The sequence below is a fragment of the Okeania sp. KiyG1 genome, from assembly GCF_014132355.1.
In the GTDB taxonomy this organism is placed as follows: Bacteria; Cyanobacteriota; Cyanobacteriia; order Cyanobacteriales; family Microcoleaceae; genus Okeania.
The window spans coordinates 91,974-104,142 of record NZ_BLZO01000093.1 but is presented as its reverse complement, the minus strand read 5'-3'; the positions used below and the strand labels follow the sequence as shown (position 1 = coordinate 104,142).

General features: G+C 38.9%; 10 protein-coding genes and 1 pseudogene. 3 read left to right on the top strand and 8 right to left on the bottom strand.

Translation table 11 applies throughout. The features are described 5' to 3' along the window. Positions 1-622: 622 nt before the first annotated feature. The 8 genes and pseudogenes from SAGCYANO_RS22350 to SAGCYANO_RS22325 all read right to left on the bottom strand — a co-directional run bounded on the left by SAGCYANO_RS22350 (position 623) and on the right by SAGCYANO_RS22325 (position 6,097). A complete protein-coding gene (locus SAGCYANO_RS22350; protein ID WP_237396521.1) occupies positions 623-1,402 on the bottom strand; it encodes an FAD-dependent oxidoreductase in 780 nt (259 codons plus the stop codon). A gap of 19 nt (positions 1,403-1,421) precedes the next feature. Next, positions 1,422-1,934, bottom strand: a complete 513-nt coding sequence (locus SAGCYANO_RS22345; protein ID WP_375339975.1) for a hypothetical protein — start codon at positions 1,932-1,934, stop codon at positions 1,422-1,424. 1 nt (position 1,935) lies between these two features. Then, the gene (locus SAGCYANO_RS45335) at positions 1,936-2,277 is read right to left on the bottom strand and encodes an FAD-dependent oxidoreductase (protein ID WP_237396519.1); all 342 of its coding nucleotides are present in this window, start codon (positions 2,275-2,277) and stop codon (positions 1,936-1,938) included. A 176-nt stretch (positions 2,278-2,453) separates the two neighbouring features. Then, positions 2,454-2,687, bottom strand: a complete 234-nt coding sequence (locus tag SAGCYANO_RS45330; protein WP_237396517.1) for a transposase — start codon at positions 2,685-2,687, stop codon at positions 2,454-2,456. Positions 2,688-2,711: 24 nt separating this feature from the next. Then, positions 2,712-2,900, bottom strand: a pseudogene (locus tag SAGCYANO_RS45325) (transposase); the annotation flags it as partial. 105 nt (positions 2,901-3,005) lie between these two features. Beyond that, positions 3,006-3,647, bottom strand: coding sequence for a transposase (locus SAGCYANO_RS45320; RefSeq protein ID WP_237396516.1), 642 nt, complete (start codon positions 3,645-3,647; stop codon positions 3,006-3,008). Positions 3,648-3,803: 156 nt separating this feature from the next. Next, the gene (locus tag SAGCYANO_RS22330; protein WP_202222084.1) at positions 3,804-3,986 is read right to left on the bottom strand and encodes a hypothetical protein; all 183 of its coding nucleotides are present in this window, start codon (positions 3,984-3,986) and stop codon (positions 3,804-3,806) included. Positions 3,987-4,390: 404 nt separating this feature from the next. Further along, a complete protein-coding gene (locus SAGCYANO_RS22325) occupies positions 4,391-6,097 on the bottom strand; it encodes an NAD(P)/FAD-dependent oxidoreductase (RefSeq protein ID WP_202222083.1) in 1,707 nt (568 codons plus the stop codon). Positions 6,098-6,217: 120 nt separating this feature from the next. Between SAGCYANO_RS22325 and SAGCYANO_RS22320 the strand changes: the two genes are divergently transcribed. From SAGCYANO_RS22320 to SAGCYANO_RS22315, 3 genes are all read left to right on the top strand, one after another. Next, entirely contained in the window at positions 6,218-6,859 is a 642-nt protein-coding gene (locus tag SAGCYANO_RS22320) for a hypothetical protein (RefSeq protein ID WP_237396514.1), read from the top strand. A gap of 52 nt (positions 6,860-6,911) precedes the next feature. After that, positions 6,912-7,106: a hypothetical protein gene (locus tag SAGCYANO_RS45315; protein WP_237396512.1), complete on the top strand. Its 195-nt coding sequence runs from the start codon at positions 6,912-6,914 to the stop codon at positions 7,104-7,106. 616 nt (positions 7,107-7,722) lie between these two features. After that, the gene (locus SAGCYANO_RS22315) at positions 7,723-12,165 is read left to right on the top strand and encodes a DUF6973 domain-containing protein (RefSeq protein WP_202222082.1); all 4,443 of its coding nucleotides are present in this window, start codon (positions 7,723-7,725) and stop codon (positions 12,163-12,165) included. The last annotated feature ends 4 nt before the right edge of the window (positions 12,166-12,169 follow it).

Sequence of the window (12,169 nt, the reverse complement as noted above, 5' to 3'; positions counted from 1 at the left end):
TCCTTTGACAAAAATAATGATTTATGACCTGAAAAATGGTATTTAAACTATTAATTATGACTCCTAAGAAATAGCCTAACTATTTGTAGCAAATATTGATCAAATTGGTATTACCGAATAATTAATAATTAATAATTATTAATTAAATAATTCTGGTTAAAAGCCTCCCCTTTTATATCAAATCCGGTTGAATACTTATTATATAGTTGGGAGTAGGGGAGTGGGGGAGTGGGGAGTGGGGGAGTAGGGGAGATTAAAGGCTTGAACATTATGCACACATATCAAACCAGACACCATCTGTAGGTGGTAACGAAAATTTTCCCTACTAGATATGGTAGTTCTGCCTAAGTCCTGTTGAAGTAATTTAAGAAATTATAAACAGATATTATATAACCGAATTCTATGTGCAATTAACCGGATTTGATATCAAGGGAAAAAAAGAAATAATATTTCCTTATATTCAATCAAGGACGGTTTTAACCAGAGGTAATTATCCATTATCCATTAATTAAACCCTAGTTTATAGCAAATAAAAGGCAAGTTTATTTTCTGGAGATGTCTATTAATCACTGGTAAACTTATTTTTGCACCTTTGAGCTAGTTTTGAACCACTAATAACTTATTAATACTTTCTCAAACTCTTAGCTCGCTGACTCCTCATTGCTTCAACACTACCTTTTAAACCTAAATCTTGTAAAATTTCCATAGCAGCTATTTCACCAGTCTGACAACCACCTTCCATATAACCTTGATTTTCTAGAAAAGATGTATGCTCCCCGGCAAAAAAAATATTACCCACTCGCTGTCTTTCTACACCATAAAACTTTGTCCACTCCCCCGGTCTGTAACATAAATAAGAACCACGAGTATAAACTTCTCCTGACCAATAACTACGAATTGTCCGATCTGGTATAGAAATATTACTAATACCAGGAAAAACCCGTTCGAGTTGGGAATTCAATTTTTGAGCATGAATTTCAGGACTACCAGTTCCTATTGCTACACCTGGAGTACCGCCAACAAATTGTGTAATCAAACCCATACCTGGATGATAACGACTCTCAGAAGTTTCCCAAGTATTTTGAAACCCTAAATCTAAATAGACATTAGCTGTAGAGTTGTAGCGAGTACGCCAAATTTTCTCTTGATAAGTAGTAATTAACTTAGAGTTCGTTCCATAACTAGCAGTATCTATAGATAACTTTTTCAAAGGTGGCAAATCTACATTAATCTGAACTTTTCTTAACAAAGTTAAAGGTAATGTGAGCAAAATTCTCTCATAAGTACGTTCAAAAGTACTGTTCCCCGACCTTAATACCACTCGATACCGACCATCAGAAAGATAATTTATCGCTTCTAATATTGTTCCCGTCTCAATAGAATTAGAGACTAAATTTGCCAACTTTTGGGGGATCAGTTCGTTACCTCCCTGTACATAAAAAAAGTTGCTCGGTAACACCAATAATGCCAAACTTACCTAGTTGAGCACCTATTATATAGATTAAATTGAGACTAGACTGCTCTTCCATATTTAGACCGTAGTAAGTTTCATAAGCAGCTTTGACTAGCTCGCGAATTGCTGGTGTAGTTTGAGGAATTTGGTCTAAATATTCAGCAATTGAGATATTATCTAGTTCTACTGCTGCTGGAATTTTTGTAGTATAGTCCTTAAAATTAGCGATCGCCTCAAAATCTCTATTAATCTGCTCTGCAATTGGTGCAAAATCTGTGGTAATTTCTGCCAATGAAACCTTGCGACCTTCAAAAAAGTAAGTCTCTTGTGTTTCCAAATTTTCATCCACTGCGTGCAAATCTACAAGATGTAATCCTAATTCCTCAATCAAACTACGCAAATAAATATGCTCGGCGTAGATAAATTCCCCACCAAGTTCAACAGCAAATGGAGTACCTAATGCTTTTTGGCGAGTTCGGATTCTACCCCCCTACACGGTTATTTGCTTCAATCACGTTTACTGGAACTCCCGCTTGAGTTAGACGATAAGCAGCAGTTAATCCAGCAATTCCTGCTCCTACTATTAATACTGGAGTTGTTTGAGCCATTGTCCTTTCTCCACCCTTGGACAAAAGGGAAACTTTAAATTTTTGAGCTAAGTCTAAACTATCTTTTAATAAGGGACTGCAAGCATTCGGAAATTTCCTAGCTTTAGCTTCTTTTACCATTCCTAATAATTCATCACTAGGGATACCAGTTTGTCTTGACATTCTGGCAATAGTATGAGCGCGACTTAGTATTGTCATTATGGAAGATTTGGTCATTTTTGAGGTCTCATTATCACAGGACTTATATCATGCGCCGTTCTACTAAACTTACCCAAACTTACCCATACACGTTCGCATAGGTTTTGGAGCTAGCTTCCTGCTTCTGTGAGAACCACTGACCGCAGTCTGTAACTTATTCTCTCCACAGGCTTAAAATCGCTCTTGTTCTCAAGCTACTGATTCACATAGTTTTTCAGGTTGACAGCAGCGTTAAAATCTCTATCAGTTTCAAAACTGCATTCACTACACTCATAAGTTCTCAAGTGCAACGGCATTTTCTGTTGATGCCCACAGTTTGAACATATTTGAGAACTTGGATAATATCTATCAGCTATGACTAATTCACTGCTGTACCATTCACATTTGTATGTAAGTTGACGCTTGAATTCATAAAATCCACAACCCACCCCCATCCCCTCCCGGGAGGGGAGCTAGAGGGGTGGGTCTAGTTTGTGATTCTTGAGCATTCCACTTACATTCAAATCTTCAATTACTATGGTGCTGTGGTTTTTAGCTAACCATGAAGTGAGTTTATGTAGTGCATCTGCTCTAATATCAGCTACTGCTTGGTGCGCGTTCCCTTGCGACTGACGTCGTCGCGGGGTCGCATCCGCTTTTTTTGTGAACCTTTGCTAGTTTTTTTACTGCTTTGCGTCTGTTTTTGGTTTGCGTAGCATTCCGCAGGAAACCAATAACTTTGTTGCTGACTGCACGTTGATGACGAACTAATCTTTTTTTTTTGCTTTCCTGTAGGCTTTGACGTTAGCAAATTTACTGCCATCAGAACAGGTTGCTAAAGTATTTATGCCAATATCTACACCAATAGTTTCTCCAATTTTTTCTGTTGGAGCTGTTTCAATATCATATTTAAAACTGATGTACCAACTATCTGCTTTTTTTGTTAGCGAAGCTCCTCTGAAAGAGGCTATTCTGACATTTTTTACTTGTACTGAAGGTAAGATTTCATAAGTTTTTACTATTCCTATTCTGGGTAATTGTATGTAGTTTCCTTGTAAAATATTAATACTTCCTTCTAAGTAAAAGCTGTCTTTTCTGCCTTTTTTTTTAAAGACTGGAAATCCACGTTCAGGAATAGTTAGAAAGTTTTTAAATGCCCTCTCTAAATCTCTTAATGCTTGCTGTGGGGCACATTTAGATACCTCATAATACCAAGGATTAATTGATTTGACTTCGGCTACTAAACGTTTATGCAGGGTGATGGCGCTTGGGCGTTTTTTAGTTTCTTCGTACTCTTTTATGCAAGTTGCTAATCCCCAGTTATAAGCATGACGAGCTACTCCTGCGTGTTTAGCAAGTATTGTTTTTTGCTGATTGTTAAGTTTGAGCTTAGTCTTAAAAGATTTCATGATTATTGTTTTTGTTGGCACTAAGGGCGCAGTTCTGCTGTTTCATATATAGTTAATAAGTTAGACATAAATCTAGTATACCACAGTAAATGTCTAAATTATTACTTAATAACTGAAGTCGCATTGGAAGTATAGCATTATTTTTGGGAATTGGTATTACTTTAGTGGTAAACCCCGCCTTCTGCGAACACCATTACCTCTAGGTCCCTGTCTTCGGCCACTACGACGACTTACTTGTAAAGACTGTTTAACCCTCAGTGCCTCAACAGCAGCAGCTAAACCCAAATCTTCTAGAATTTCCATCGCAGCTATTTCACCACTCTCACAACTACCTTCCATCAAACCTTGATATTAATCAACTAGAAATTCTGGCGTTGGTGAATCAAACTATGAATTATATCATGTCCGGTAGCATCAGTATTGTATAGCAAAGGTAGGGAATAGGGAATAGGGAATAGACAGAAAAACTTAAGAAAGAGCAAGAAAAAAACTTAAATTCCCTGTAGATATTTACGCTAACTTTTACACAAACGATTGCGTTCGGACATGATATTAATCTATTTGGACTAACCATAATCAACATAAGAATTATGAATACCCCTTTCATTACTTACTCCCGAAAAACCCGTAAACGAAATAATCTGTAGGGACGTTGCATGCAACGTCCCTACTATTCCCTCCATACCTATTCCCTATTCCTACAGCCACGAAAATCATAGCTAAATTCACCAACGCCGAAATTCTTACCTTTGTCTAATTGGTAAACCTTGCTTTACACGAATCTCAGTAGCTTTAGGTCCCGGAGGGCGAGGACCGCGACGCTCTTCTTGTAAAGACTGTCTAATCCTCAGCGCCTCAACAGCAGAAGCTAAACCCAAATCTTCTAGAATTTCCATCGCAGCTATTTCACCACTCTCACAACCACCCTCCATATAACCAGAAAAATCTAAAGAAGTATGTTCGCCAGCAAAAAATATATTGCCTACTCTCTCGCCTTCAACACCAAAAAATTGAACATATTGCCCTGGTCGATAACAAGTATATGAACCCTGAGTATATAATTCTCCAGGCCAATAAGTCCGGACTGCCCGACCGATGCGATCGCTACTTATTCCCGGATATACCAAATCAAGCTCTGGCAAAAAGCGTTGTGCGTGGTCTTCTGGTGTTCCGCTACCTAAAACTACCCCTAAATTCCCACCAGGCAAAAATTCCAGCACACCCTCCGTAGTCGGACTTGTTGGGGCAACTTCTCGGGTATTTTGAAACCCTAAATCTACATAAGTTTCCCCACTTGAACCAAACCGAGTGCGCCAAACTGGGTTATTAAAAGCTATATGTAACTTAGAATTTGTACCAAAACCGTAATTATCAATAGCAAATCTTTTAACTTGTGGTAGATCGACGTTGAGTTGAACTTGTCTGAGTACCGGAAAAGGTATAGTTAAAACAATTCTTTCATAAGTACGGTCAAAAGTTCTTTCTCCAGACCTCAAACTAACTCTGTAACTACCATCTGATAAAGTTGTTATTGCTTCTAAAACTGTGCTAGTTTCAATGGAACCTTGTAGAAGATTAGCAAGACTGTTAATAATTTGACTATTACCACCAATAATTCGATAACGTTCGTCAGCAGAACCATATAATTCAAATGTATTGGGTTCAGTGCCAATAATATATATTAGATTCAAACTCGACTGTTCGTTAGCATCCAAACCATAGAAAGAATTGTAAGCTACTTCCAGCATCTGTCGCAAAGTGGTGCTAGTAGGAATAGTTTCTAGATATTCGGTAATTGAGAGATTATCTATATCTGCGGTAGGTTGGTCAAAAGTCCTATAATCTTCAAAATTATCAATTGCTATCAGAGTCTCATCTATCCTTTCGGCAACAGGAGCAAAATCATTAATAATTTCTTCTATCGGAATAATTCTACCCTCAGCAAAGTAAATTTCTGGCGTTAACCCCTCCTCACCAGCTACCAGATCGAATTCTGTCAATCCCAGTTCTGCTGCTAAGTCACGAATGCAAACGTGTTCAGAGTCAATATAAGCTGCCCCTAATTCAGCATCAATAGTTGTTCCGGCAATTTTCGAGATACTTCTAATCCGACCGCCCACTCTATTTCTAGCTTCTATCACATTTACTGGTACTCCTGCCTGAGTGAGACGGTAAGCTGCAGTTAGTCCCGCAATTCCTGCACCTACTATTAATATAGGTCTTTGTTGAGCCATTGCTCGTTGTCCACCTTTGAAGAAATTAGAAGCTGCCATTGCCCCAGCAAACCCTAAACCACCTTGTAATAAGCGACGGCGAGTAGTCCGAAATTTATTACTTTGAGCTTCTCTGACCATTCCTAATAATTCATCGGTGGGAATTCCTGTTTTTCGCGACGTATTGGCAATGCCATAAGCACGACGTAGGATTTTCATTAAAGAAGATTTACTCATAATTAATGTCCCTTAATTTTTAAGTATAAATTTTGAATTTAAAGCATACAGAAATGAACGATTGTAGTAAGATAACATTGCTTAGGTTACAATGTAAACTCAAAAATATTTTTTTAAGAAATGTTAACTATTGAAACTCTGTTTGATGAAGAATTTTATTTATTTCAAAACCCTGATGTTGTAGATGAAATTGCTGCGGGTAATTTCAGTAGTGGGTTGGAACATTTTGTGAATGTGGGTCAATTTGAAAATCGCGACCCCAATGCTTTATTTGATACTAGCTTTTATCTTGAAATTAATACTGGTGTAGCTGCTGCTATTGAAGCAGGTAGTCTGACGGCAGTGGAACATTTTATTAGCTTTGGTCAATTTGAAAATCGTGACCCTAGTCCTTTTTTTAATACTGCTTTTTATACCTCTAATCCTGAATTAGCTACAGCATTAGAATCATCAGAATTAACGCCTTTTGAACATTATGTTAGGTTTGGTCAATTTGAAAATCGCGATCCTAGTTTTTTGTTTGATACAGATTTTTATCTTAGTCAAAATCAGGATGTAGTGGAGTTATTAAATAATGGTAGTTTTATTAGTGCAATTCAACATTACATTTTAGTTGGTTTGCCAGAAAATCGTTTGAGTACGCCTCCAGATTTTAGAGATAATTTGTTGAATATTACTGGTGATTTGGAGTTTTGGGAACCGCAGAAGCTAGTAATTTTGTCGGAGATGGAAACCCAGTTGATATTTATAGCTTTATTTTGAATACTCTAGTAGTTTAGATGTTGTATTAACTGGTTTAGTTGGGGATGCAGATGTGGAGTTAATTGAAGATATTAATAATAATGGAGTGGTGGAAATTTTAGAGGTTTTTGCTGAGTCAAGAAATGAAGGTACTTTTGATGAAATAATAGATATTGATTTCTTAGCAGAGGGTAATTATTTTGTCCGAGTTTCTGAGTTTAGCGGTAATACAAATTATTCTTTGCTTTTAGAATCTAGTCCAATTTAGAAAAAGAAGAGGTTTAGTAGGGTGCTGTTAGCGATCGCATAACGCACCTAGCAACATCAAAAATAACGAAAGACTAAAAATCAAAAATAATGCCAACAAAAGATAGATATGATGCTGGTATTACTAAAGATAAAATTATTTTAGCATTTTACCGAATAATTAACTAATTAATAATTAAATATAGCAATGTGCGCTGGCATATTTACAATTGCTATAGAACATCAATAGAGAGCGATATAGCTGCCACACTTGCTCCGCCAACGCGAATCAGCATAGCAATAACTATTGGACAATAGATCAATAGAACATCAATAATCGCGTGCTTAGAGCCATATAGCTGCGGAATGGATGTTAAGAACGCTACTTTCATGCAACAAAGCCTATAAATATTGCAAACTTTGAAGATCATAAGTCATTGGTGTCGTGGAATATTGATATTTTGCGTAAGTCCTGATATTACAGGTTACGAGTTTTCAATAAATTCAGTAAATTTTCTGATTTTTTAGAGCATAAATATTATGGTACTGTAGCAAATTGAGTCAAATAGTTAGTCATACTATTTCTCTGTTTGTCACCTCATGTGACGCTTTATATCAGTTTTATGAAGCAGGATATTATGGATACTATTTTTGATCGAGAAGCTAGTGGTTTAGGGTTAAAATCTACTGACCAAATGTTGGCAATAGAAGTCAGTGATGACCTGGGATCGCTTAGTGCTATTAGCTCCAGTGCCGAAAGTTCGGAACTAAAAATTGAAAATCTAAATCGCGATGATGAACTGTTACTGGCCCAGAACAATTCGGCATTGTTTAGCTCAAGTAAGTCTCAGGAGTCATTGGAGAATACCTCAAAAGAGGAAAAAGACTCACTGACAGGAGAAGAAAATAATTCAGTGGAAGAAATTGCTTCCCTAGTATACGAAACTTCCGATCGGGTAGAAATTAAACGGCGAAGCTCGAAGCTCTCAGACCCAGGTAACAACCGTCGTAAAGCTGAGAATATTGGTACTCTGAACGGGAACGAATTTTATAGCGATTCAGTGAGTAGGAGAGACCGCAAAGACTTTTATAAATTTAGCGTCGATAATAGGGGTCAAGTAGAGATTGACTTATCCGATCTGAGGGATAATGCTGACCTGTTTCTGCACAACAGTCGAGGTAAAGTGATTAAAAAGTCGAGGCGCGGTGGTAGTGCTTCCGAAAGTATTAGTCGCATTTTGAACCCAGGTGATTATTATGTACAGGTGAAATCCAGGAGTAAATGGGATTCAACAGATTATGATTTAGAGTTGAACTTCAGCGAAATAGCTCCAGATAATGCCGGGGACAACAGGCGCAAGGCGCGAGAATTAGGAAGTCTCAGCGGTAGCAAATCTTACAATGACTTTGTGGGGAGGAGCGATCGCAATGACTTTTACACTTTTGCTTTAGATGGGGAAAGGGATGTAGATATTTCCCTAGAAGAATTGAGTGGTAATGCGGATTTGCATTTGTGGAAGAAGGGGACGAGAGGGGTTGTCGGGCGATCGACTAACTCTGGTAGCAGGAGCGAGTCAATTAATCAATCCCTGAGTGCTGGTACTTATTACTTGCGGGTAAAATCTAAAGGTGGAGCAGGTACTGACTATAGTTTGAGTTTGGAGGTAGAAGATCCACTGCCAAATTATTACATCAATGTTACTGCTCCTAATATTGGGGGTAGTTGGGAATTAGGAGACACCATTAATATCGGTTGGGATGACAATATAAGTGAAAATGTCAAAATCGACTTGTATAAAGGTGGTATTTTCCAAAGGACTATTAGTAGTAGCACCACAAGCGACAGCAGTTACAGTTGGACAATACCTACGGACTTAACTGCTGGCAGCGACTACAATATTAAGATTGCTAGTACCACCGATGGAAATATTTCGGATTTTGGCGACAGTAACTTCACAGTAGTAGAACCAGGTTTTATCACTGTTACTGCTCCTAATATTGGGGGAAGTTGGGAACCAGGAGACACCATTAATATTGGTTGGAATGACAATATAAGTGAAAATGTCAAAATCGACTTGTACAAAGGTAATATCTTCCAAAGGACTATTAACAGTAGCACCACAAGCGACGGTAGCTACAGTTGGACAATACCTACGGACTTAACTGCTGGCAGCGACTACAATATTAAGATTGCTAGTACCACCGATGGTAATGTTTATGATTTTGGCGATCGCTACTTCACCATAAAGCAAGGAATTATAGCAGAACCAGCAGTCAACGAACGAGAAGAGTGGCAAGGTTGGGTATCTAAATGGGATGCAAGTAGGGGTGCCCCCTCACCTGTGAATGTCAATGATCATACAAGCTTTGAACTCGTTGGGAAACTAAATTTAGGTTCTAACATTCGAGAAATTTTCGATGACGGTCGCAACGGCATTAATAATGCTGATTGGGGATTTGGCTCTGTTAAAGGATATTCTCAACTGCCGACAGATCATTTTCTGGTCAAAGCTTACACTGAGGTAGATTTAGAGGGCGGTAAAACTTATGAATTTGAAGCCAAGGGCGATGATGGGTATCAGATTTGGCTGAAAAATCTTGATACTGATGAGTGGCGTTGGGTGACACCAGAGAATGAGTGGCAAAGTACAGTAGGAAGAAAGGAAGAAACAGACAAATTCACTCATACAATCCCAGGAGATAAAGGGGGTCGGTATTATGTGGGATTTTTCCACTATGAAAATGACCAAGATGCTTATTTTGGTTTTAATTGGAAGGAAGTTGAGGAGGAACCTTATTCTATATTAGCTCCAAAGGGGAATCTTGTAACTGTTGAAGACTCAAATGGTAATTTGCAAGCCTTTGGAATAGGTCAAGATAACGAAGTATGGCAGTGGCGCGAGGATGATGGTAATTTGACCCGGTGGTACAAGATGGGTTTACTTGCCAAAGACCTGAATGTTATTCAAGCGGACGATGGCAACATAGAAGTGTTTGGCATTGGTACCGATGATAATGCTTGGCAGTGGCGCGAGGATGACGGCAATTTGACTCAATGGTACAAGATGGGCTTACTTGCCACAGAACTGAATGTTATTCAAGCGGACGATGGCAACATAGAAGTGTTTGGCATTGGTACTGATGATAATGCTTGGCAGTGGCGCGAGGCTGATGGTAATTTGACTCAATGGTACAAGATGGGTTTACTTGCCAAAGACCTGAATGTTATTCAAGCGGACGATGGCAACGTAGAAGTGTTTGGCATTGGTACTGATGATAATGCTTGGCAGTGGCGCGAGGATGACGGTAATTTGACTCAATGGTACAAGATGGGTTTACTTGCCAAAGACCTGAATGTTATTCAAGCGGACGATGGCAACGTAGAAGTGTTTGGCATTGGTACTGATGATAATGCTTGGCAGTGGCGCGAGGCTGATGGTAATTTGACTCAATGGTACAAGATGGGTTTACTTGCCAAAGACCTGAATGTTATTCAAGCGGACGATGGCAACGTAGAAGTGTTTGGCATTGGTACTGATGATAATGCTTGGCAGTGGCGCGAGGATGACGGCAATTTGACTCAATGGTACAAGATGGGCTTACTTGCCACAGAACTGAGTGTCATTAAAGCCGATGATGGCAACATAGAAGTGTTTGGCATTGGTACTGATGATAATGCTTGGCAGTGGCGCGAGGCTGATGGGAATTTGACTCAATGGTACAAGATGGGTTTACTTGCCAAAGACCTGAATGTTATTCAAGCGGACGATGGCAACATAGAAGTGTTTGGCATTGGTACTGATGATAATGCTTGGCAGTGGCGCGAGGCTGATGGGAATTTGACTCAATGGTACAAAATGGGTTTATTCGTGCTGGAAGAGGAGTATGTTCTTCCTGACGGTTGGACAGATTTGCATTCTAACCCAACAGAATCTGACCCCCTAACAGGATTCCAATCTCCTGTTCGAGGCAGCGGATGGTATCTTTCACAGTTGCCTGGTGGCAGTTTTAGTCATACCGGTAATTTATATTACGCCATAGATATTAGCATTCCTGGTTGGGCAGACTTTGGTGAACCGGTGTATGCTATGCGTCCAGGAAAGGTAAAGAAAGTGGTTGATTATCATCCAGATACTGCCGTTCCTAACCAGCTAAACCTGGTAGAAATCGAACATGACAATGGTTATATTGCCAGGTATTTGCACCTTCAGCAAAACTCTAATTCAGATGCAGGGTTACGAGTAGGTCAACAAGTATATGCAGGTCAAATGATAGGACGAGTTGGAAATTCTGGTTGGAGTACGGCTCCTCATTTGCACGTTGATGTTGGATATTATGAAGGTGGTAGTTTTAAATCAAAACCATTTGAGATAGAAGGAATTTTTAACTACTCTAATGGTGGTAGAAACTTGCCATTGTCTGATTCCGAAAATGACGGCAATCAAGATATTACTGAAGATGACAGTAATCAAGAAATTGAGTCTCCAGATCGTTTGTTGCAGGAAATACTTAAGAACTACAAGGTTGAGGATATTGAGGAGCATGAACTTGTAAAAGAGTGGCCAAGTTATGGAATAATAGGCAATCTAATACCTGAGACAGTCTCAATACCTGGGTTTGAGGAACGGATACCAACCAGAATGTCGGATATAACTCCGACCGAAGAAACAATGCTAAACGAACTTAATCTAAAGCAGCAAATATTATATGTGACAATGACTGGTACAGCAAAACTGTATGCGATACAACAATTTCCGAATGACATTGACGTTGATGGACACCGAGATGCCTTCCGTCACGCCTATTGGAATAGTTTATTAACCCAGAAATTTGGAGAAGAGTGGACTGCTAAATTTACGATCGCCCACGAAGCAACACCATACGTTTCCGACATCAGCGAAACTATGGACTTATATAACAATGAAGTAGGACGAAAAATAGCTGCCAATAATCCTAATGCAAATGAAATAGCTCTAGCAAGTTTAGTAAAGCAAGCAGTTGAGAATGGAGAGCTAATTGTCATTGACAAGGATGATAACCTTGCTTGGAGTGATACACTTCCTGTGGGTTATCAACTCTAGTGAT